The following is a 21,469-nucleotide window of genomic DNA, read 5'->3' as shown; positions in this document are numbered from 1 at the left end:
GCTGCCACGGAACAACCTGCTCCATCTCGGCAAGAAAGATCTCGCGCCGGGTCTGCTTACGCTTGCCCAAGCCCTCAGCGTCACCGAACGTCAGCTGCATGGATGAATCCTCTACATAAGGCGATAGTGTCGCGCATCTGCGGTGAGTTGATCAGACCTTCCCTAGCGTATGTGAGCGCTCCTGCAGTGCAATCCGTGCCCGAGGTCCGTGGCAAGCGCAATGCAACAGGGCAAGATGGGCCGCCCGCGTGCGTGCGCTGCACGCGCGCCGCCCCGTATCGATGAGATGTCTGCCGATGTTCCTTTGTCCTGCCGTCAACCTGCCCTGCATCGCGAGCGCGTGCTGATGCGCTGGCCCGGTTTTGCGCTTGCCGCCAACGGCAGCACCGTGCGCACCGAAATGCTGGCCGGTGCCACCACCTTCCTGACCATGGCGTACATCGTCTTCGTCAACCCCGACATCCTGGCCACCACCGGCATGGATCACGGCGCGGTGTTCGTGGCTACCTGCCTGGCTGCAGCACTGGGTTCGCTGTTGATGGGAGTGCTGGCCAACTATCCCATCGGCATGGCGCCCGGCATGGGCTTGAACGCGTTCTTCGCCTTCGGCGTGGTCGGCACATTGGGCTACAGCTGGCAGCAGACCCTGGGGCTGGTGTTCGTTTCCGGCTGCCTCTTTTTACTGCTTACCATCACCGGCGCGCGGCGCTGGTTGGTGGATGGCATTCCGACCACCTTGCGCAGCGCCATTGCGGCGGGCATTGGCCTGTTCCTGGCCTTGATCGGGCTGCAGAAAGCCGGATTGGTGGTGGCGCATCCGCAGACCTTGCTGACGTTGGGCAATTTACACCGACCCGAGCCGCTGCTTGCGCTGGCCAGGTTGCTGCTGATCGGCGTGCTGGAAGTGCGCCGCGTGCGGGGTGCCATGTTGCTCGGCATCCTTGCGGTGACCGGGGCAGCGTTGGCGTTGGGACTGGTCCACTACGAAGGCGTCCTGGCGCTGCCGCCCAGCCTGGCGCCCACCGTGCTGCAGCTGGATATCGTCGGCGCCTTGCGCGGCCATGGCGGCGGCGGTGCGCTCGCTGCGGTACTGCATGTGGTGCTGGTGTTCGTGCTGGTGGAAATGTTCGACGCCACCGGCACGCTGATGGGTGTGGCGCAGCGCGCCGGCCTGCTGCACACGCCCGCGCAGCGCCGTCAGTTCGATCGCGCGCTGCTTGCCGACAGTACCGCCATCCTGGCCGGCGCGCTGCTCGGCACTTCCAGTACCACCGCCTATGTGGAAAGCGCCGCCGGCGTGCAGGTGGGCGGGCGCACCGGCCTCACCGCGCTGGTGGTTGCCGCCCTGTTTCTGCTCGCGCTGCTGTTCTCCCCGCTGGCCGCAATGGTGCCGGCCTACGCCACCGCACCGGCCCTGATCTACCTGGCCTCGGTGATGCTGCGCGAATGCACGCAGATCCAGTGGGACGATGTGGGCGACGCGTTGCCGGCCGCCATCTGCATGCTCGCCATGCCGCTGACCTATTCCATTGCGACGGGGCTTGCGTTCGGCTTCATCACCTATGCCGCGCTCAGACTCGGCAGCGGCCGCTGGCGGGGCGTGCACCCGGCCACCTGGACCATCGCGGGCTTGTTCGTGCTGCGTTATGCGCTGGAATGATGCGTGCCTCATCTGTTCCAGGCTTGCTTACCGGCGCGCACGTGGGTGGCCTCGGGTCGCGCTGGCAGGCAAGCTATGTGGTCGTCGGCTGTCGCACACCACCGTCTCTCCAAACGAGTCTCCTGCATGTTATTTCTTCGTCGCTGTCTGGTCCTGAGCGCATGGGCGTGCTTGCCCATCGTCGTGCACGCACGGCCGGCACCAGCGCCTGTGCCCGTGCCTGCGCAACAACGCCAACAGCAGGTAGCGCAGTTGTTCCGTGAGGCGGCCGCGCAGCCGGCGCAGCTACGCACCTGGCTGCAGGCCATGCCGAAAGGTGGCGACCTGCATAACCACCTGTCCGGTTCGGTGTATGCCGAGACGTATCTGCAATGGGCCAGCGACGATGGCGCCTGCGTGCAACTGGACGAGCTGAGCCTGCGCGCACCGCCGTGCGGGGCCGGCCAGGAACCGGCCAGCGGCCTGGCGGCACGCAACGCCGCGCTGTACGGGCGGATGGTGAATTCGCTGTCGATGCGCAACTTCCTGCCCGGCCCGGCGCAACCCAGCGGCCACGATCAGTTCTTCAGCACCTTCGGCAAGTTCGATGTGGTGGTCCGCACCCGTGTCGCCGACACCGTCGCCGCAGTGCTGGAGCAGGCCGCACGCGACCGCGTGCCGTATGTGGAAATCATCGCCAACCCGCCGCAGATGGATCAGGCTGCCAAGCGCATGCAGTCGCTGCCGTGGAAGGGCGAGGACGACGCAGCCAATCTGCGTGCGTTGCAGCCCGACCTGGCGCCGCTGGTGCAGGCCGCGCAACGCGATCTTGCCGACATCGACGCGCAGGGCCGACGCGTACTGCGTTGCGACCAGGCCGATGCACGCCCCGGCTGCACGGTCGAGTACCGCTATGTTCCGTATGTGTTGCGCGTGCTGCCGCAGCCGATGGTGTTTGGGCAGATGGCGCTGGCGCATGCGCTGATCGCCGCCGGCGGCAGCCGCGCGGTGGCGCTGAACATCGTCGCGCCGGAGGACAATCCAGTGGCGTTGGCCGATTACGCGCGGCATATGGCGATGTTCCGCTTCTTCGCAACGCGCTACCCCGGTGTGCCGCTGTCGCTGCATGCCGGCGAGCTGGCGTTGGGGCTGGTGCCGCCGGCGCAGCTGCGCTCGCATATCCGGCAGGCGGTGGATGCAGGTGCGCGCCGCATCGGGCATGGGGTGGACCTGCCCTACGAAGACGATGCAGAGGCACTGCTGCAACGCATGCGACGCGAACAGGTTGCGGTCGAGATCAACCTCACCAGCAACGATGTGATTCTGGGCATCAAGGGCGCCGCGCATCCGCTGGCGCTGTATCTGCGTGCCGGCGTGCCGGTGGTGCTGTCCACCGACGATGCCGGCGTCTCGCGTGCGGACATGACCCACGAGTACCAACGTGCGATGCAGGAACAGGGGATCGACTACCCCAGCCTCAAACAGCTGGCCCGCAATGGCCTGCGCTACAGCTTCCTGCCGGGTGCGAGCCTGTGGGACGCCGACGGTAAAGCTGCGCAGGCCTGCGCCACTGCGTTGCAGCGCGAAACAGATGATGCTGCCTGTCGAGCATTCCGCCAGGGCAGCGAGAAGGCTCGGCTGCAATGGCAGCTGGAAACCGACCTGGCCCAGTACGAGCGCACGCTGTTGCTGCAACACAGATAGCGCCGACAACGAGACATATGCAACGTAGGAGCGCGCCCGAGCGCGAACGGGCTTTACCGGTAACGCCCCGTCGCGCGCAGGCACGCTCCTACAAATGCCTCTGTCCATCGCCGGTGCAATGCCTTCAACCTTCCACGACAACAACGCAATGACCGACCCGCACCTCCCCTCATCCAAACGCCGCGTCATTCTCGAAGACGACATCGACGGCTTCACCCCCGCACAGCTGCTGCTGTTGCAATCGCCCGACGTCGAGGTGTTGGGCATCAGTGCCGTCAGCGGCAATATCTGGCGCGATGAGGTGCTGGCGCATACCTGCCGCCTGCTGGAACTGGCTGGCCATCCGCAGATTCCCGTACTTCCCGGCCCGGTGCATCCGCTGCTCAACAGCGAGTTGGCCACCGAACGCTGGGAAGCGCTGTACGGCAAACTCGTGTGGAAAGGCGCATGGACCAAGCACTGGGTGGACGGCGACACCGTGCAAAGCGCGCCGCGCTATCACGCCCCCGATGTGGTGCCCGATCTGGCCTTGGGCAATCCCAGTGTAGTGCGCCCCTCAGACGAGCCGGCCGCGTTGTTCATGCTGCGCATGGTGCGTCAGTACCCGCGCGAGGTAAGCATCATTGCCACTGGCCCGTTGACCAATCTGGCGCTGGCGCAATCGCTGGACCCGGCCTTTGCCACGCTGGCGCGCGAGCTGGTCTATATGGGTGGCAGCCTCAATCCGCGGCAGCAACGCAACAGCGTGAGTGCGCAGCAATTCGCACGCGAATTCGTCAATTCGCCGCGACGCGAGTTCAATATCCGCTGGGATCCCGAAGCGGCCAGCATCGTCATGCGCGCGCCGTGGCGCCAGATCACCATGGTGCCGGTCGACCCGTCCACCGCCACCGAACTCACCGCCGAGTTGCTGGCGCGCATGAGTGCGGCCGACACCACGATTGGCCACGCACTGCGCAGTCGCGAGCCGGGCTTTCCGATGTGGGACGAACTGGCCACGGCCGTGTGGCTGCGCCCGGAATTGGCGAGGCATACGGAAACGCTGTACGTGGACACCAACACTGCCTTCGATGCCGGGTACGGCGATATCTTGTCGTGGGCACCGGGGTATCAGCCCGGGCTGGGCGAGCGGGCGCAGACGGTGGTGCATGCGGTGGATGTGCCAGCATTCGAGCAGCTGCTGGTCGACCGCCTCACTGCTCCACAGCCGCCGGCAGTGGGATCGCCCCTCCCCGTCCTCCCTTCGGGTCCTCGATTCCCTTGATGGGGAGAAGGGGCCCGCAGGGCGGATGAGGGTGCGCTGCGCTGATGACGGCGCGGCGCTGATCTGAGGAGATCGCAAGCTATGTGGAGGAAAACGCCTGATACATCCCAACTCCCGGGGCATGCCCTCACCTCACAACCTGCACAGCACGCAGGCAAGCAGGCGAATCTCAAATCCCGACTCCCCCATCCCCGCTTTCCAACAGGTGATTCATGCAACTCCCAGCGCAGTGGCAGGCCGGCGTCGATCGCAATACCGAAGTGCTGCGCGGGCACGCGCAGCTGCTGGCCACCTTCCATGCGCCGCCTGCAACGGCGCATGATGGCAGCGGTTTGCGCGGCCAGATCGCCTCCATCGTCAGCACCACGCGCAGCCAGCCCACGCTGGCCGCGCGACTGGCCACCCAGACGCTGACACGCATCAACCAGGCCAACGACCGCCTGTGCGCCATTACCCACCTGCTGCCGGCGCGTGCCGCGGCCGATGCCGCGCGCGTGCAGGCTGCGCTTGCCGGTGGCAGCGACGGTGGCGCGTTGGCCGGCGTGCCGTTCGTGGTCAAGGACCTGTTCGATGTCGCCGGGCAGGTCACCACCGCCGGCGCCGCAGTGCGTGCGCATTGCCCGCCTGCCAGCCGCGATGCAGCGGTGGTGCAACGGCTCGGCGAAGCCGGCGCCGTGTTGGTGGGTACCGCCAACATGGACGAATTCGCGTACGGCTTCGCCACGGTCAATGCGCATTACGGCACCACCGCCAATCCGCACGATGACCAGCACCTGGCAGGCGGCTCATCGGGCGGCTCGGCGGCAGCGGTGGCCGCCGGGCTGGTGCCGTTCGCGCTTGGCTCGGACACCAATGGCTCCATCCGCGTGCCGGCCGCGCTGTGCGGCATCTACGGCCTGCGCCCCACGCACGGCGCCGTCCCCCTGGATGGGGTGTTTCCGTTTGTCGATGCGCTGGATGTGGTCGGCCCATTCGCCACCTCGGTGGCCGACCTGCGCCGCGTCTACGACGTACTGCGCGGGCAGCCGCTGCCTGCGTGCCATGCCGGCAAGCTGCGCGTCGCGCGGTTGGGCGGCTGGTTTGAGCGCAATCTGGATCCGGATCTGGAGGCCGGGCTGCAGACCCTGCTCGCCGCCTGCAACAGCCTTTCGTCGATCGACCTGCCCGAGGCCGAACGCGCACGCGCCGCTGCCTTCGTCCTGACCGCTGCCGAAGGCGGGCATCGTCACCGCAGCGCGCTCACCGCGCACGGCGCGCAGTTCGACCCGGCCACCCGCGACCGCCTGCTTGCCGGCTTGCAGCTGCCTGCCAGCGCCGTGGCCGATGCGCACCGCTTCGCGCAGTGGTTTGCCGATGCCATGCATGCGCTGTGGGACCAGGTGGATGTGCTCATCGCGCCAGCCACACCCTGCGTGGCGCCACGCATCGACCAGGACACCATCCAGATCGACGGTTTGCCCGTCTCTGCGCGTGCGAATCTGGGTATTTTCACCCAGCCACTCGGCCTGGCGGCCTGCCCGGTGCTGGCCGCACCGCTGCCGCGTCCCGGGCGCCTGCCACTGGGCGTGCAACTGATCGCCGCGCCCGGCCGTGAAGACCGCCTGTTTGCGCTGGCCGCGCAACTCGAGCGCGACGGCCTGCTCGCCTTCAGCCCACCGCCGGAGCCACGCTGATGTTGCATACCCTGCGCGCGCGCCGCGGCATGGTGGTCGCACCGCACCATCTTGCCGCACAGGCCGGACGCGATGTCTTGCGCGACGGTGGCAATGCCATCGAAGCGGCCGTCGCCACCGCTGCCTGCCTGGCGGTGGTCTACCCGCACATGACCGGCATCGGCGGCGATGGCTTCTGGCTCATCCACGAACCCGATGGCCGCGTGCATGCCATCGATGCCTGCGGCCGCGCGGCGCAGGCGGCCACACTGGATTTCTATCGCGGCCACGCCCACATTCCGTGGCGCGGGCCTGGCGCGGCCAATACCGTGGCCGGTACCGTCTCCGGCTGGGCGCTGGCCCTGCAGCAGGCAAACGGCAGCGTGTCGCTGCAACGCCTGTTGAGCGATGCGATCCATCACGCCAGTGCCGGCGTACCGGTCACGCTGGGCGGCGCGCAGGTGGCCGCCAGCAAGCGCGCAGAACTGCGCCCACAACCCGGCGCCTATGCCCAGATCTTCGAGCCGCACGGCGCGCCGCTGCGCGAAGGCGCGCTGCTGCGCCAGACGCAGCTCGCGCGTACCTTGCAGCGGCTCGCCGATGAAGGTCTGGAGAGTTTCTATCGCGGCGCGATTGCCCACGACATCGCCGCAGACCTGCAGGCATTCGACAGCCCGCTCGGCGCACACGACCTGGCGACCCATCGCGCCGACGCCAGCGTGCCGTTATCGGTTGTCATCCAGGGCGCGCGCCTCTACAACCACGCGCCGCCCACGCAGGGGCTTGCCTCGCTGTTGATCCTGGCACTGTTCGATCGCCTGGAGGCAGAAGACGCAGACAGCTACGCACACCTGCACGGGCTGATCGAAGCCAGCAAGCAGGCCTTCCTGATCCGCGACGCACACCTCGGCGACCCCGCCTGGATGACGCTCGACGCACAAGCCCTGCTCGACGACAGCGCCGCGCTCAATGCGCTCGCCGCACGCATCGACATGCGCGCCGCACTGCCGTGCCCACAGCCCTCGCAGGCAGGCGACACCGTCTGGTTCGGCGCCATCGACGCGCACGGCCGCGCGGTCAGCTGCATCCAGTCCACCTATTTCGAATTCGGCTCCGGCCTGGTGCTGCCGCGCACCGGCATCACCTGGCAGAACCGCGGCTGCAGCTTCCGCCTCGCCCCCGATGGCTGGAATGCGCTTGCCCCGGGACGCAAGCCCTTCCACACGCTCAACCCGGCGCTGGCCACCTTCGACGACGGCCGCGTGATGGCCTACGGCACCATGGGCGGCGAAGGCCAACCGCAAACCCAGGCCGCCGTGTTCTCCCGCTACGCCCGCTTCGGCATGCCGCTGCAGCAGGCGGTCAGCGCACCGCGCTGGCTGCTGGGCCGCACCTGGGGCGAAGACAGCACGGCGTTGAAGCTGGAAGACCGCTTCGACCCGGCCGTGGTGCAGGCCCTGCGCAATGCCGGGCATGCGGTGGAACTGCTGCCGGCGTACAGCGCGGTGATGGGACATGCCGGTGCCTTGGTGCGCGAGCAAGATGGCGTCCTGAGTGGCGCCAGCGATCCGCGCTCGGATGGAGCAGTGGCGGCGTGGTGACCACAGTGGTCGTTCCGCTGCGGCCGCGTCCCACGTGCGCCATGGGCGCGCACCGGATGAAAGCGTCCATGTGTCGCAAGACCGTGGTGCGGAAGCCTTCGTAGCGAACCCAACCACGGCAACTTTGGCGATCCGTGTGCCATGCTTAAGCACGCCAAGGGCGCGCCATCCACATCTGCGTTACGGCTAACGCGTCGTCCAATCCACTCAAGGAGAGCAACATGACAGACCAAGATCAACATCAACCGTCGCTGGAAGACGTCAAGCTGGCGTTCGATGGCCAGAGCGTGGATTGGTATCTGCAGAAGCTGGTCGGCATTGCCAACACCTCGGACGTGCAGTTCGGCGTCACCCTGTTTGTCGAAGGCATCGTCATTTCCGGCCAATTGGTCAGCGGGAAGCGCTATTTCGAGGCGTTCGCGCAGGAGTTCTCTGCTGCCTATCCGGGCGATGCCGATGAAAAAGAGGATATCCGTCGCGCGTTTGCCAGCCACGCCAGCATCTACGATGCCGAAGACGACACGCAGCAGAGCAGCACGCCGCCGCAGTTCATCCACCTGATCGATGCGCGTTGCTTCTCACCGGGCGGCCAGCCGCTGCCCAGCAACCGTGGCGTGTTGTGGCGCGGCAAGGTCAATGCGGTTTCCGGATTCACCCTTGGCTCGCTGTCGGCAGACTGAGCCCGCTGCCGTCTGCTCCAGTGTGAGTGCCCGCCATCTCACACTGGGCGACCAAACACTTGCTCAAGGCAGTGCAACGCCGCGCCAGGACGGCAGCAGGTAGCGGACATTGTGTCAGGCCGCCGCCGTCGGACCTCGGCGCACGATGGCGATGCAGCGTCCACGACGGCATCGGCCACGGCCCGCGTCATGCCGACGGCGCGAGGGTCCGCGACAAGAAATCACCGATGTAGTGCGCAATCTCCAGCGCATGCGTCTCCAAGGCGAAGTGCCCTGTCTCCAATAGATGCACTTCGGCCCTTGGCAGATCCGTGCGGTAGGCCTGCGCGCCGGCCGGGATAAAGGCGGGATCGTACTTGCCCCACACGGCCAGCAACGGCGGCTGATGGGCACGAAAATACGCTTGAAATGCGGGGTACGCCGCCACATTGCTGCGGTAATCCAGAATCAGGTCGAGCTGGATCTCTTCGGCGCCCGGGCGCGCCATGTAGGCGATATCCAGGGTGTAGCCGTCCGGCGACAGTGTGCCGGGCGCGACACCGGTGCCGTATTGCCACTCACGAATGGTCTGCGCCGACAACGATGCGCGGCAGGCCTCGCGATTGGCGGCGCTCGGCTCCCGCCAGTAGGCCTGCCAGGCGTCCCATTGGTCGCTGAAGCCCTCCAGGTAGGCATTGCCGTTCTGGCTGACGATGGCGCTCACCCGATCCGGATGCGCGGCCGCAAGGCGGAAGCCGACCGGTGCACCGTAGTCGAACAGGTACAGGCTGTAACGCGTCAGTCCCAACGCTTCGGTAAAGCCTTCGATCACCTTGTAGAGCGCATCGAAGGTGTAATCGAACTGCCCACGCGGCGGTGCCTTGGTCATGCCGAAGCCGGGGAGATCCGGGGCGATCAGACGGTATTGGCTTGCCAGCAACGGCATCAGGTCGCGGAACATGTGGCTGGCACTGGGAAACCCGTGCAACAGCAACAGGACCGGCGCGTCCTTGCGCCCTGCTTCGCGATAGAACACCTCGACATCGCCAACCTGCTCGGTGCGATAGCTGATGCGCTGGGTGGCGTCGTGGGACATGCTGCCTCCGTCAGTAATGGGGTGTGGGCGCCGCACCTGTCGGCTGCACGCAATCTGCCGGCCCCCAGCAACAGTGCGGTGCCAACCCAGCACAGGCGCAGGATGGAGCGACGCGCGTCCACCGACGGCGCATGTTGCCGGCGGGTGTTGATGGATGGGGCGGCGCAGATGCGGGTGCGGCAACGCGTGTGCAATGTCGGCCATGCTAGGTGCGCCGGCCTGGCACGAGAACCACCCTGGCGTTCAATGGAGCATTGCATCGCGCGCAATGCCGCAACCACTGTTGCGTTCGCATGCGCTGCATGGCGCATATGGCATCCAGGGGTTGATCACATCGGGCTGCTAGGCTGCGTGCCCGGTCGAAGGTGATTGTCGAAGACGAGGCGCAGGTGGACCGCATCCAGGAAATGACGCTGTTTGCCGCGCTGGCCGAGCACACCAGCTTTGCGGGTGTGGCGCGCCATCTGGGCATTTCCACCGCCACGGTCACGCGCACCATCGCTCAGCTGGAATCGCGGCTGGGCGTGCTGCTGGTGGTGCGCAGCACACGCACCATGCGGTTCACCGCGGCAGGGCAGCAGTATGCAAGCGACTGCCGGCGCCTGTTGGCCGAGCTGGAGGATGTCGAAAGCCGCGCCGCCGGCCTGCATGCGCTTCCCAGCGGCTTGCTCACCGTGACTGCGCCGCAGATGTTCGGCGCTCTGCATGTGACACCTGTCGTGGCGCACTTCCTCGGCCGCTATCCGGCCATGCGCGCCCGTGCCCTGCTGGTGGACCGTGTCGTGCCGCTGCTGGAAGAAGGCATCGATGTGGCGATCCGGATCGGCACGTTGCCCGATTCGTCGCTGACTGCCATCCCGGTCGGCAGCGTCCGTCGCATGGTGTGTGCCTCGCCCGGCTATCTTGCAGAACACGGCATACCGCAGCACCCGGACATGCTGCCGCAGCACGCAACGATTTCCACCGCTGCGGCAGAACGCACGCCCAGGTGGGCGTTCCGTCTGGATGGACGTGCGCATGAGGTGGAGGTTGCCTCGCGCCTGAGCGTCAGCGCATTCAACGCCGCCATCGTTGCCGCGGTGGATGGGTGGGGCCTCACACAAGTGCCGTCCTACCAGGTTCGCCAACACCTGCAGGACGGAACGCTGGTCAGCGTGCTGGATGCCTTCGAGATCGCGCCCGAACCGGTGCACGTGGTCTATGTCGAAGGCCGCCGCGGCTCGTCGAAGGTGCGCACGTTCGTGGACGAGTGCGTGGCTGCATTACGGCACGACCTTGGATGTGCGGACGGCGGTTGAGCGGCGCCAGGCAGCCCGGTCATGCCGTTGGCTGCCGCACGCGCGCGAACGCGCGCCTGACCGCAGCAGCGCCATGCAGTCGATCAGCAGATGCAGTTGCAGTGCGATCCTCCCGAACTCTACGACCAGCCGTCTCCGCCCACGTGCGCGCTTTTTCCCGACGTTTTCCTTCGCACGGGGTGTTCGCATGGCCTGCGCGTGATGCAGGCACCCGCGGCGGTGCGGTGCGTCCGCTGCGTTGCTGACGACGGGTGCGGGCAAGACGTGACCTACGGGCCGCTGGCACGCGCACGCGTTCGCAGGATGCAGTCGTCGCAGGGGCATGCCTGCGCCGGCAGCCCCATGCCAGCGGGCCAAGCCCGCGTTGCATTTTTTGCAGCCCAAGCCCGCGAAAAAACTCTTTGATGGCGACAGGACTGCCTCCCTATAGTCGAGGCGCCACCTCTCCCACCTGCTCCCGGACTGCACTTGCGCCCTCCGCGAGCCCCCGTTGGTCCGTCGATGCCCGCTGCCCTGCCGTCCCGCCAAGTCGCTCCCGACCTCGCTGCTCCTGGCGGTGCGCGTGCGGTGGCACGCTGCGACGCGCTGGGCGTTGGGCCCTACAGCGACAGCGATACCGGGCTATTCCGCGGCTGGCTTGGTCCTGCCCACCGTGCCGCGGTGGAACAGGTAGGCACCTGGATGCAGGCGGCCGGCATGCAGGTGCGCATCGATCCCCTGGGCACATTGGTGGGCCGATACGCCGGCACGCAGCCAGACGCACCGGCGCTGCTGATCGGCAGCCACCTGGACAGCGTGCGCGATGCCGGGCGCTACGACGGCCCGCTCGGCATCCTGCTCGGCATCGAATGCGTCGCCGCGCTGCATGCGCAGGGACGCCGGCTGCCCTTTGCCATCGAGGTCATCGCCTTCGGCGACGAAGAAGGCTCGCGCTTTCCCGCGTCCATGTTCTGCAGCCGCGCGGTGGCCGGCACGCTCGACCCCACCGCGCTGGCGGTCACCGATGCCGCCGGCATCACGGTGGCCAGCGCGCTGGCCGCGTGGAACCTGGACATCGCCCACGTGCACCACGCCGCCCGCGCCCCGGGCAGCGTGCTGGCGTATCTGGAAACGCATATCGAACAAGGCCCGGTCTTGGAAGCGGAAGGAGTGCCGCTGGGCATCGTCAGCGCCATCGCCGCGCAACGACGCTTCGCCCTGCGCTTCGAAGGTCGCGCCGGACATGCCGGCACCACCAGCATGGCGCTGCGCCGCGACGCCTTGAGCGCCGCGGCCGAAGCGCTGCTGGCCATCGAACGGATCGCCCGCGCTGGCAGCAGCGACCTGGTCGCCACCGTCGGCAAGCTGCAGGTGGCGCCCGGCGCCGCCAACGTGGTGCCGGGGCGTGTGGACTGCTCGATGGACGTACGTGCGGGCAGCGATGCAAGCCGCGACGCCGCCGTGCAGCAGATCCAACAGGCACTGGCGCAGATCGCCATCCACCGCGGCGTCGCCATCGCCATCGAGCCACTGCAGACGCTGGCCGCCAGCCCCTGCGCCCCGGCACTGATCACGCGCCTGGAACACGCGGTTGCCGCGCAAGGCATCGCACCGCGCCACCTGGTCTCCGGTGCGGGCCACGATGCCATGGTGATGGCAGCGCTGTGTCCCACGGCGATGCTGTTCGTGCGCTGCGCCGGCGGGATCAGCCATCATCCGGACGAACATGTCGATCCGGCCGATGCCGAGATCGCTTTGGCGGTCATGCGCCACTTTATCGACCACCTGGGAGATCCCCTTGTCACCTGATCTGCGTCAGCTGCACACCTTCGGCGAACTCGATCCTCCGCAGCGCCTGTTGATGGGCCCGGGCCCGGTCAATGCGCATCCGCGCGTGCTGCGTGCGATGGCGGCCGATCTGCTGGGGCAGTTCGATCCGGAAATGACCACCTACATGAACGAGGTGATGGCGCTCTATCGGCCGTTGTTCGGCACCGAGAATCGCTGGACGTTCCTGGTCGATGGCACCGCGCGCGCCGGTATCGAAGCGGCGCTGGTCTCGTTGGTCAGCCCGGGCGAGCGCGTGCTGGTGCTCAACTTCGGCCGCTTCGGCTTGTTGCTCACCGAAATCCTGGGCCGCCTCGGCGCCGAGGTGCACAGCGTGGATGCGCCGTGGGGCCAGGTGCTGCCGCTGGGCGCGATTGCCGAGGCCATCGAGCGCGTGGCACCCAAGCTGGTGGCCACCGTACACGGCGATACCTCCACCACCATGGCGCAGCCGCTCGATGGCGTCGGCGCACTATGCCGCGCAGCCGGCGCGCTGAGTTATGTGGACGCCACCGCCACCATCGGCGGCATGCCCATCGCCAGCGATCGCTGGGACGTGGATGTGGTCACCGGCGGTTTGCAGAAATGCCTGGGTGGGCCATCCGGCTCGGCACCCATCACCGTGTCCGAGCGCGCGGCCGCGGCCATCTTCGCGCGTCGCCATGTTGAACGCGGCATCGTGCGCGACGACATCGCCAACGGCAGCGGCCCGCGCATCGCCTCGAATTATTTCGACCTGGCGATGATCATGGATTACTGGTCGGACAAGCGCCTCAACCACCACACCGAAGCCACCACCATGCTGTACGGCGCCCGCGAATGCGCACGCGTGGCCTTGCAGGAAGGCCTGGATGCGCGCTTCGCGCGCCATGCGGCGGCCGGGCGCGCGGTCAGCGCCGGCATCCGCGCGTTGGGGCTGGAGGTCTTTGGCGACGATGCGCATCGCATGACCAATGTCACCGGCGTGGTGATTCCGCCCGGCATCGACGGCGAGGCGGTACGCCGGCGCATGCGCGAGGATTTCGAGATCGAGATCGGCACCGCGTTCGGCCCGCTGCAAGGCAAGATCTGGCGCATCGGCGCGATGGGCTACAACGCGATGAAGCACAAGGTGCTGATCACCCTGGCCGCACTGGAAGCGGTACTGCGCGCCGAAGGCTATGCCTGCACGCACGGCCTGGCGGTGGAAGCGGCACTGGCCGCCTGGCATGCGGAAGCGCAGGCATGAACGCCGCGCGCGACCTGCTCGGCTATGGGGCCAGCCCGCCTGCGGCGCACTGGCCCGGCGGCGCGCGCATCGCCGTGCAGTTCGTGATCAACTACGAAGAGGGCGCGGAGAACTGCGTGCTCAACGGAGATGCGGGCTCTGAGGCGTTTCTGTCGGACATGGTCGGCGCGCAAGCGCAGCCCGGCGCCCGCGCCATGGCGATGGAAAGCCTGTACGAATACGGCAGCCGTGCCGGCTTCTGGCGGCTGCATCGGCTGTTCACCGCACGCAACGTGCCGGTGACCGTGTTCGGTGTGGCGCAGGCATTGGCATCCAATCCGGACGCGGTGGCCGCGATGCAGGCAGCCGAATGGGAAATCGCCAGCCACGGTCTGCGCTGGATCGATTATCAACACGTGGACGAGGCCACCGAGCGCGCGCATATCGCGCAGGCCATCGCCGTGCATACGCGCGTCACCGGCAGCCGCCCGCTGGGTTGGTATCAGGGGCGCACCAGCCCCAACACCGCCCGCCTGATCGCCGAAGAAGGCGGTTTTGTCTACGACGCCGACAGCTACGCCGACGACGTGCCGTACTACGACAGCCGCCACGGCCGCGCGCAGTTGATCGTGCCGTACACGCTGGATGCCAATGACATGAAATTCGTCGCCTATAACGGTTTTGCCGATGGCGAGCCGTTCTTCCGCTATCTGCGCGACAGCTTCGAGCAGTTGCGCAGCGAAGGCGGGCGCATGCTCTCGATCGGCCTGCACGGGCGCATCGTCGGCAAGCCGGCGCGTGCGGCAGCGCTGGCGCGCTTTGTGGACCACGTGCTGGCCAGCGGCGATGCCTGGATTGCGCGCCGCATCGATATCGCGCGCCATTGGCTGCAGGTGCATCCGGCATGAGCATCGCAAGCGCCGACATCGATCTGCCCGAGGTGATCGCGCAAGTGACGGCCGCCTTCCATGCCTATGAAACGGCGCTGATGGGCGACGACATCGCTGCGATGGATGCGCTGTTCCATGCAGCGCCCAGCACCGTGCGTTATGGCGTGGGCGAAGTGTTGTACGGCATCGATGCGATCCGCGCATTTCGCAGCGGCCGCGGTGGCTCGCCGCAGCGCCGGCTGACGCATGTGCAGGTGCATGGTTTCGGCCACGATTTCGCCACCACCCACGCCGAATTCATTCGAGACGGCAGTACTGCACGCGGGCGGCAGAGCCAGAGCTGGGTGCGCTTTGCCGACGGCTGGAAAGTGGTGGCCGCGCATGTCTCGCTGCAAGGCACGCACGCATGAGCGTGGTCGACGACCCCGGGCTGGACGATGCCGCCTTCATGGCGCGCTATCGCGACCTGTTCGAACACTCGCCGTGGGTGATCGAACGTGCGCTGCGGCGACGGCCGTTCGCTGATGTGCACAGCGGCCTGATGCAGGTTGTTTACGACGCATCGCCGCAAGATCAGGTCGCACTGATCCGCGCCCACCCCGAGCTGGCCGGCAAGGCCGCGCTCGAGCGCACGCTCACTGCCGCATCGGCCGCAGAGCAGGCTTCGGCCGGGCTGGACCGGCTCGACGAAGACCAGTTCAAGCGCTTCCACGCGCTCAATCAGGCCTATCGCCACCGTTTCGGATTCCCGTTCGTGATCTGTGTGCGACTGCACGACAAGGCCGGCATCCTGGCCGCGCTGGAGCAGCGCCTGGACGCATCGCGCAACGCAGAGATCGCCACCGCCATTGCCGAAATCGGCAAGATCGTTCACCTGCGCCTGGAGGCACTGCCATGAGCCTGGCCCACCTCGAACGTACCCTCGCCCACGACCTGCAATGCCTGGCCCACGGCGGTGATGCCTGGGTGCAACCGCGTGTGCATCCGGGCGGGCACGTCTACGACGTGATCATCGTCGGCGCCGGGCAGAGCGGCCTGGGAGCGGCGTTCGCGCTGCAACGCGAGCGTGTGCACAACGTGCTGGTGATCGACGAAAACCCGGCCGGCCAGGAAGGCCCGTGGGTGACCTACGCACGCATGCAGACCTTGCGCACGCCCAAGCACATCACCTCGATCGATCTGGGCGTGCCATCGCTCACCTTCCGCGCGTGGTGGGAAGCGCAATACGGCAGCGCCGCATGGGACGCGCTGGACAAGATCCCGCGCGCGCTTTGGATGGATTATCTGCGCTGGTATCGCACAACGCTGCGCTTGCCGGTGCGCAACGCCACCCGCCTGGTCCGGGTGGAACCGGACCTGGCACCGGGCATCCATCGCCTGCATCTGGCGATGGGCGCGCCCCTGCTCACACGCAAGCTGATCCTGGCCACCGGTATCCAGGGCGGCGGCCAGTGGGTGGTGCCCGAGTGGATCAGCCGCGCCCTGCCCGCGCATCGCTACGCGCATACGTCCGGCCACATCGATTTCGCCGCACTGGCCGGCAAGCGTGTGGGCATTCTGGGCGGCGGCGCCTCGGCTTTCGACAATGCCTGCTTTGCGCTCGAACAAGGCGTCGCCAGTGCCGAGGTGTTCGTGCGCCGCAGCGAATTGCCGCGCATCAATCCGTTCCGGCACATGGAACAGGCCGGCATCATTCCGCGTTTTCTGGCACTGCCGGATGCAGACAAGTATCGGATGATGGCCAGCTTCTTCGCGCACAACCAACCACCCACCAACGACACCTTCCAGCGCGCCTGTGCGCATGCCGGCTTCGCGCTGCACCTTGGCGCGCCGTGGCTGGACGTGGCCGAGCGCGACGGCGAGATCGTCGTGCGCACGCCGCAGCGCGAACACCGCTTCGATTTCCTTGCCATCGCCACCGGCCTGGTCACCGATCCGCGGCTACGTCCGGAACTGGCCGCGCTGTCCGGGCGCATCGCCTGCTGGGGCGACCGCTATCGGCCACCGCCTGGCCAGGCCAATCCGGTGCTGGACGCACATCCCTATCTGGGACCCGGGTTCGAACTGCTGCCACGCACGCCCGACGATGCCGCGCTGCTGCATGGGCTGTTCGCCTTCAACTATTCGGCGCTGATCAATCACGGCCCGTCGGCCGCGGCACTGTCCGGACTGAAGGTGGCACTGCCGCGGCTGGCCCGCGCAGTGGCCGACCAGTTGTTCCTGGACGACCGCCAGGCCATCGTCGACCAGTATTTGGCCTACGACCAACCCGAATTCATTGGCCAATGGCCGCAGCGCACCCAGGCGGTGGCATGAGCACGCTGTCCACGCACGTGCTGGACACCGCCAGCGGCCGCCCCGCCGCCGGCGTGCCGCTGCGGCTGTTCGCTGGCGATACGCTGCGCTTCGAGGGCGTCACCAATCTCGACGGCCGCTGCCCGGACCTGGCCGCGCTCGCGCTGCAGCCCGGCCGCTACCGGCTGGAATTCGACCTGGCACGCTACTGGCAGGCCACCGGCATGGCGCTGGCCGACCCGCCGTTCCTGGACCGCATCCCGATTGCCTTCGGCATCGCCGACGACGGCCACTACCATGTGCCGCTGTTGCTCTCCCCGTACGGGTACTCCACCTACCGCGGCAGCTGAGCGCTGCGTCGTGCCGCAATGCAGGCCGTTTGGACCCTTCTGCACGATGGTCTGCGCTTCCATCGCACTGCCAGCGCGGGTGACCCGCTGCGCACCGTGTCAGACCGGTTTCACTCAAGCCCCGTAGAATGGCCGCTTTCCGGCGACAGGCCGGGGCACCGGAACGGTCATGATCCACAACGATGTACTGCGCAGCATCCGCTATATGCTCGACCTCAGCGACGACAAGGTGGTGGACATCACCCACCTGGCCGACCCCGAGTTCGCGCTCGACAAGCCGCAGGTACAGGCCTGGCTGAAGAAGGAAGACGAGCCGGGCTTTGAGCCCTGCACCGATGCGATGCTGGCGCGTTTTCTGGATGGCCTGGTGCTGCGCTTCCGCGGCCGCGACGAGAGCCAGCCGCCACGCCCGCTGGAAACCCGCGTCGGCAACAACCTGGTGTTGAAGAAGCTGCGCGTGGCCTTCGAACTGAAGGAGGTCGACATGCACGCCATCTTCGCCAGCGCCGGTTTCCCGCTGTCCAAGCCGGAACTTTCCGCACTGTTTCGCCAACCCGGCCACAAGAATTTCCGGCCCTGCGGCGACCAGTTGCTGCGCGCCTTCCTCAAGGGCCTGACCGCCCGGATGCGCGAAGCGGGATGATCTTCAGCGCACGCGCTTGGCCGCTGGCGATTGTCCAGCGGATGGCCTTTGTCCGGCGCAAGAGCATTGTTGAGAACCGCACGCACGACCTAAATCACCACCACGGTACGAATGACCGTGCGCCATCCGTACCGTAGGCGTCAGATTACGCGTGACGGCGCCCAAAACGCAGCAGGTGCGATCAGCTGAAACGTCTGTTGCGGATCTGCTCGCGTTCTTGTTCGGTCATATCATCCATGTGGATGTAGTGGACGCCTTGTCCGCGCGGGGCACTGAGAAGCTGCGACTCGATGTCCTCCTGGTCGCCGTCGGGCGAGGAGATCAGACCCACGATGGTACCGTGCGGGGCAACCCGCCATAGCGCCACACGTTGGAAGACGCGCACTTGGTCGGTATCGGTCGCTTGGGGATAGGTAGCGTACCAACCATCGGCAGGCAGGTAGCGATAAGAACCGTAGTCGTTCATAGCGTCTCTGGATTGGCGGAGTGGCCTGCTGATTGTGGAAAGACCTTGACCGAAGTGGATACGGGGATTTCCGATTTAGCGCTGCGATTACGTATCTCGCACCCGATGTTTCGCTGCAGCGTGGAGCGTTTCGTGCGCTGTATGAGGGTGAGCCAGAACGCAGCGGGCTGCCGGCAGTGGCGCACAGGTCTCTGTCGCACTCTATGCAGCAGAAACGTATCCTTCCCGCGCATGACCGACCCCGCTTTTCCGATCTCCCCGTTATTGCCGCAGATTCGCGACAGTCTCGCCGCGCATCCGCGGCTGGTGCTGGAAGCGCCGCCCGGCGCCGGCAAGACCACCCAGGTGCCGTTGGCGCTGCTGGACGCACCGTGGCTGGCCGGCCGCAAGATCGTGATGCTGGAGCCGCGCCGCGTGGCGGCCCGCAGCGCGGCGCAGTTCATGGCGCGCCAGCTTGGCGAGCCGGTCGGCGAGACGGTGGGATATCGCATCCGCTTCGAGAACAGGACCTCCGCGCGCACCCGCATCGAAGTCGTCACCGAAGGCATCCTGACCCGGCTGATCCAGGACGACCCGATGCTGGAAAGCGTCGGCGTGCTGCTGTTCGACGAATTCCACGAACGTCATCTGGCCGGCGACCTGGGTCTGGCGCTGGCGCTGGATGTGCAGGCGCAAGTGCGCGATGACCTGCGCATCGTGGCGATGTCGGCCACGTTGGATGGCGAACGCCTGGCCGGCTTCCTGGAAGCGCCGCGGCTGAGCAGCGCCGGGCGCAGTTTCCCGGTGGAAATCGCGCACTTTCCGGCGCGCCGCGACGAAGCGCTGGAGCCGCAGACGCGCCGCGCGGTGGAGCACGCGTTGTCCACACATCCCGGCGATGTGCTGGTGTTTTTGCCCGGCCAACGCGAGATCGCGCGGGTGCACGGCGCACTGCAAGATGTGCTGGATTCGGCGGTGCAAGTGCTGCCGCTGCATGGCGAGCTGTCGGTGGAGGCGCAAAGCCAGGTGCTGCAGCCCGACCCGCAAGGCCGCCGCCGCGTGGTGTTGGCCACCAACGTGGCCGAGTCGTCGGTCACATTGCCTGGCGTACGCGTGGTGATCGACAGCGGGCTGGCGCGCGAGCCGCATTACGACCCCAACAGCGGATTTTCGCGGCTGGACGTAGCGGCCATTGCGCAGGCCTCGGCCGACCAGCGCGCCGGCCGCGCCGGGCGCGTCGCCAGCGGCTGGGCGTACCGGCTGTGGCCGCAATCGCAACGGCTGGAGCCGCAGCGCCGCGCCGAAATCACGCAAGTGGAACTGGCCGGCCTGGCACTGGAACTGGCCGCCTGGGGCAGCAGCGCGCTGCGCTTTGTGGATGCGCCACCCAGTGGCGCGCTGGCCGCCGCGCACGAGCTGCTGCAGCGGCTGGGCGCGCTCACCGCAAGCGGCGGCGTCACCGCACTCGGCCGGCGCATGCTCGCGCTGGGCACGCACCCACGCCTGGCAGCGATGCTGGCGCAGGCCGGCGAGGCGACGCGTGTCGCGCTGGCCTGCGATCTGGCCGCGCTGCTGGAAGCACGCGATCCGCTGCGCCAGGGTGGCGATGGGCTGGCTGCGCGTTGGCGGGCGCTGGCGGCATTTCGTCAGGGCCGCAGCGCGGCCGACGCCAATCGCGGTGGCCTGGCTGCCATCGACAGCGCCGCCAAACAATGGCGCCGCCGGCTGCGCTGCGACAGCGTCCCGCCATCCAGCGTCGAAGCGCACGCACTCGGCGACCTGCTATCGCATGCGTTCCCCGATCGCATCGCCGCACGCCACCCCGCCGACCCGCTGCGCTACCTGCTCGCCAACGGCCGCAGCGCGCGCCTGTTCGACCATAGCGATCTGCGCGGCGAACCGTGGCTGGTGGCCAGCGAGCTGCGCTACGAAGCCAAGGATGCGCTGTTGCTGCGTGCCGCGCCGGTGGACGAAGCCTACCTGCGTCGCAGCCTGGCCGAGCGCTTCGTGCAGCAGGACGTGGTGCAGTGGGACGCGGACAGGCGCGCGCTGGTCGCCCGCCGCCAATCCAGCTTCGACCGTATCGTGCTCGACAGCCGCCCGGCCGGCCGCGTCGATCCGGCGCATGCCGCAGGCGCGCTCACCGACGCAGTGCGTCAACTCGGCCTGGACGCCCTGCCGTGGACGGAGAACCTGCAGCAATGGCGCGCACGCGTGCAGTCGCTGCGGAGATGGATGCCCGAGCTGGCGCTGCCCGATCTCTCCGATGCAGCGCTGCTGGAGACGCTGGACACCTGGCTACGCCCGGCCTTCGCCGGCAAGACCCGCCTGGACGCGCTGGATGAAGCCAGCCTGGGCGAAGCGCTGAAGGGCGCGCTGCCCTGGGAGGGCCGCCAGTCGATCGACCGCCATGCGCCCACACGCATCAGCGTGCCCTCCGGCATGGAGCGACCAATCAGCTACGCCCTCGACCACGCCAGCCAACCGCTACCGCCGGTGCTGGCGGTCAAGCTGCAGGAACTGTTCGGCCTGGCCGAAACCCCACGCATCGCCGACGGCCGTATCCCGTTGACCTTGCACCTGCTGTCCCCCGGCGGGCGGCCGCTGCAGGTGACCCAGGACTTGAAGAGTTTCTGGGCGAATACGTATCCGGACGTAAAAAAAGAGATGAAGGGGCGGTATCCGAGGCATCCGTGGCCAGATGACCCTTGGACGGCTTCAGCAACCCACCGAGCAAAACCACGCGGCACCTGAGAGGCACCGACCCTCAGCGGCGGTGAAACAGACGGGCGCTTGAAATTTATTGCAGCGCGGACGGCTGCAGCAACCCACCGAGCAAAACCACGCGGCACCTGAGAGGCACCGACCCGCGGCGCGCTACCTAACCGTAAGCCAAACGGCACCCAGCTCCGCTGACGCC

The 21,469-nt window shown here is 67.4% G+C and carries 18 protein-coding genes and 1 pseudogene; 16 read left to right on the top strand and 3 right to left on the bottom strand.

The genetic code is table 11. The features are described 5' to 3' along the window. Nucleotides 1-100, bottom strand: a pseudogene (locus J7367_RS01630) (IS5 family transposase); the annotation flags it as partial. Between the two features lie 246 nt (nt 101-346). On the opposite strand from J7367_RS01630, the gene J7367_RS01625 reads away from it, so the two are divergent. The 6 genes from J7367_RS01625 to gvpU all read left to right on the top strand — a co-directional run bounded on the left by J7367_RS01625 (nt 347) and on the right by gvpU (nt 8,540). After that, on the top strand, nt 347-1,660 hold the full coding sequence (locus tag J7367_RS01625; protein ID WP_057658558.1) for an NCS2 family permease: 1,314 nt from the start codon (nt 347-349) through the stop codon (nt 1,658-1,660). A gap of 126 nt (nt 1,661-1,786) precedes the next feature. Then, complete coding sequence (locus tag J7367_RS01620; RefSeq protein ID WP_057658552.1) at nt 1,787-3,343, top strand: adenosine deaminase; 1,557 nt, start codon at nt 1,787-1,789, stop codon at nt 3,341-3,343. Between the two features lie 148 nt (nt 3,344-3,491). Next, nucleotides 3,492-4,607 (top strand): nucleoside hydrolase, encoded by a 1,116-nt coding sequence (locus J7367_RS01615; RefSeq protein ID WP_057658549.1) that lies wholly within the window; start codon nt 3,492-3,494, stop codon nt 4,605-4,607. Between the two features lie 212 nt (nt 4,608-4,819). After that, on the top strand, nt 4,820-6,280 hold the full coding sequence (locus tag J7367_RS01610) for an AtzE family amidohydrolase (RefSeq protein WP_057658547.1): 1,461 nt from the start codon (nt 4,820-4,822) through the stop codon (nt 6,278-6,280). Then, nucleotides 6,280-7,860 (top strand): gamma-glutamyltransferase, encoded by a 1,581-nt coding sequence (gene ggt / locus J7367_RS01605; RefSeq protein WP_057658545.1) that lies wholly within the window; start codon nt 6,280-6,282, stop codon nt 7,858-7,860. The genes J7367_RS01610 and ggt overlap by 1 nt, the downstream gene beginning before the upstream one ends. Nucleotides 7,861-8,081: 221 nt before the next feature. After that, nucleotides 8,082-8,540, top strand: a complete 459-nt coding sequence (gene gvpU / locus J7367_RS01600) for a gas vesicle accessory protein GvpU (protein WP_039574116.1) — start codon at nt 8,082-8,084, stop codon at nt 8,538-8,540. A 187-nt stretch (nt 8,541-8,727) separates the two neighbouring features. On the opposite strand, the gene J7367_RS01595 is transcribed toward gvpU, so the two are convergent. Continuing rightward, the gene (locus tag J7367_RS01595) at nt 8,728-9,615 is read right to left on the bottom strand and encodes an alpha/beta hydrolase (RefSeq protein ID WP_057658543.1); all 888 of its coding nucleotides are present in this window, start codon (nt 9,613-9,615) and stop codon (nt 8,728-8,730) included. Nucleotides 9,616-9,980: 365 nt separating this feature from the next. On the opposite strand from J7367_RS01595, the gene J7367_RS01590 reads away from it, so the two are divergent. The 9 genes from J7367_RS01590 (at nt 9,981) to J7367_RS01550 (ending at nt 18,104) form a co-directional block, all read left to right on the top strand. Next, nucleotides 9,981-10,913 carry a LysR family transcriptional regulator gene (locus tag J7367_RS01590; RefSeq protein WP_057658541.1) on the top strand — a complete coding sequence of 311 codons (933 nt, stop codon included), beginning with the start codon at nt 9,981-9,983 and terminating at the stop codon, nt 10,911-10,913. Between the two features lie 567 nt (nt 10,914-11,480). Continuing rightward, nucleotides 11,481-12,701: an allantoate amidohydrolase gene (locus J7367_RS01585; RefSeq protein ID WP_254894390.1), complete on the top strand. Its 1,221-nt coding sequence runs from the start codon at nt 11,481-11,483 to the stop codon at nt 12,699-12,701. After that, nucleotides 12,691-13,947, top strand: coding sequence for an alanine--glyoxylate aminotransferase family protein (locus J7367_RS01580; protein WP_057658537.1), 1,257 nt, complete (start codon nt 12,691-12,693; stop codon nt 13,945-13,947). The genes J7367_RS01585 and J7367_RS01580 overlap by 11 nt, the downstream gene beginning before the upstream one ends. Next, a complete protein-coding gene (gene puuE, locus J7367_RS01575) occupies nt 13,944-14,834 on the top strand; it encodes an allantoinase PuuE (RefSeq protein WP_057658534.1) in 891 nt (296 codons plus the stop codon). Before J7367_RS01580 ends, puuE begins: the two co-directional genes overlap by 4 nt. Further along, nucleotides 14,831-15,226, top strand: a complete 396-nt coding sequence (gene hpxZ / locus J7367_RS01570; RefSeq protein ID WP_057658533.1) for an oxalurate catabolism protein HpxZ — start codon at nt 14,831-14,833, stop codon at nt 15,224-15,226. Before puuE ends, hpxZ begins: the two co-directional genes overlap by 4 nt. Continuing rightward, the gene (gene uraD / locus J7367_RS01565; RefSeq protein WP_057658531.1) at nt 15,223-15,714 is read left to right on the top strand and encodes a 2-oxo-4-hydroxy-4-carboxy-5-ureidoimidazoline decarboxylase; all 492 of its coding nucleotides are present in this window, start codon (nt 15,223-15,225) and stop codon (nt 15,712-15,714) included. The genes hpxZ and uraD overlap by 4 nt, the downstream gene beginning before the upstream one ends. After that, nucleotides 15,711-17,132 carry an FAD-dependent urate hydroxylase HpyO gene (gene hpyO, locus J7367_RS01560; RefSeq protein WP_057658529.1) on the top strand — a complete coding sequence of 474 codons (1,422 nt, stop codon included), beginning with the start codon at nt 15,711-15,713 and terminating at the stop codon, nt 17,130-17,132. The genes uraD and hpyO overlap by 4 nt, the downstream gene beginning before the upstream one ends. Further along, nucleotides 17,102-17,461, top strand: coding sequence for a hydroxyisourate hydrolase (uraH, locus tag J7367_RS01555; protein ID WP_081022932.1), 360 nt, complete (start codon nt 17,102-17,104; stop codon nt 17,459-17,461). The genes hpyO and uraH overlap by 31 nt, the downstream gene beginning before the upstream one ends. Before the next feature lie 169 nt (nt 17,462-17,630). After that, nucleotides 17,631-18,104, top strand: a complete 474-nt coding sequence (locus J7367_RS01550; protein ID WP_057658527.1) for a DUF1456 family protein — start codon at nt 17,631-17,633, stop codon at nt 18,102-18,104. A 181-nt stretch (nt 18,105-18,285) separates the two neighbouring features. Here J7367_RS01550 and J7367_RS01545 read toward each other — a convergent pair whose 3' ends face one another. Continuing rightward, nucleotides 18,286-18,570 (bottom strand): hypothetical protein, encoded by a 285-nt coding sequence (locus J7367_RS01545; protein WP_057658525.1) that lies wholly within the window; start codon nt 18,568-18,570, stop codon nt 18,286-18,288. Between the two features lie 231 nt (nt 18,571-18,801). Here J7367_RS01545 and hrpB point away from each other — a divergent pair, with 231 nt between their 5' ends. After that, entirely contained in the window at nt 18,802-21,303 is a 2,502-nt protein-coding gene (gene hrpB, locus J7367_RS01540; protein ID WP_057658522.1) for an ATP-dependent helicase HrpB, read from the top strand. The last annotated feature ends 166 nt before the right edge of the window (nt 21,304-21,469 follow it).

It is taken from the genome of Xanthomonas sp. D-36-1 (assembly GCF_017746155.1).
In the GTDB taxonomy this organism is placed as follows: domain Bacteria; phylum Pseudomonadota; class Gammaproteobacteria; order Xanthomonadales; family Xanthomonadaceae; genus Xanthomonas; species Xanthomonas cissicola.
The sequence above is the reverse complement of the archived record's forward strand: the minus strand, read 5'-3'. Positions and strand labels throughout refer to the sequence as shown.

Coding starts and splice junctions, on each gene's coding strand:
- J7367_RS01625 (WP_057658558.1), top strand. CDS start 347: ATGCGCTGGCCCGGTTTTGCGCTTGCCGCCAACGGCAGCACCGTGCGC.
- J7367_RS01620 (WP_057658552.1), top strand. CDS start 1,787: ATGTTATTTCTTCGTCGCTGTCTGGTCCTGAGCGCATGGGCGTGCTTG.
- J7367_RS01615 (WP_057658549.1), top strand. CDS start 3,492: ATGACCGACCCGCACCTCCCCTCATCCAAACGCCGCGTCATTCTCGAA.
- J7367_RS01610 (WP_057658547.1), top strand. CDS start 4,820: ATGCAACTCCCAGCGCAGTGGCAGGCCGGCGTCGATCGCAATACCGAA.
- ggt (WP_057658545.1), top strand. CDS start 6,280: ATGTTGCATACCCTGCGCGCGCGCCGCGGCATGGTGGTCGCACCGCAC.
- gvpU (WP_039574116.1), top strand. CDS start 8,082: ATGACAGACCAAGATCAACATCAACCGTCGCTGGAAGACGTCAAGCTG.
- J7367_RS01595 (WP_057658543.1), bottom strand. CDS start 9,615: ATGTCCCACGACGCCACCCAGCGCATCAGCTATCGCACCGAGCAGGTT.
- puuE (WP_057658534.1), top strand. CDS start 13,944: ATGAACGCCGCGCGCGACCTGCTCGGCTATGGGGCCAGCCCGCCTGCG.
- hpxZ (WP_057658533.1), top strand. CDS start 14,831: ATGAGCATCGCAAGCGCCGACATCGATCTGCCCGAGGTGATCGCGCAA.
- uraD (WP_057658531.1), top strand. CDS start 15,223: ATGAGCGTGGTCGACGACCCCGGGCTGGACGATGCCGCCTTCATGGCG.
- hpyO (WP_057658529.1), top strand. CDS start 15,711: ATGAGCCTGGCCCACCTCGAACGTACCCTCGCCCACGACCTGCAATGC.
- uraH (WP_081022932.1), top strand. CDS start 17,102: ATGGCCGCAGCGCACCCAGGCGGTGGCATGAGCACGCTGTCCACGCAC.
- J7367_RS01550 (WP_057658527.1), top strand. CDS start 17,631: ATGATCCACAACGATGTACTGCGCAGCATCCGCTATATGCTCGACCTC.
- J7367_RS01545 (WP_057658525.1), bottom strand. CDS start 18,570: ATGAACGACTACGGTTCTTATCGCTACCTGCCTGCCGATGGTTGGTAC.
- hrpB (WP_057658522.1), top strand. CDS start 18,802: ATGACCGACCCCGCTTTTCCGATCTCCCCGTTATTGCCGCAGATTCGC.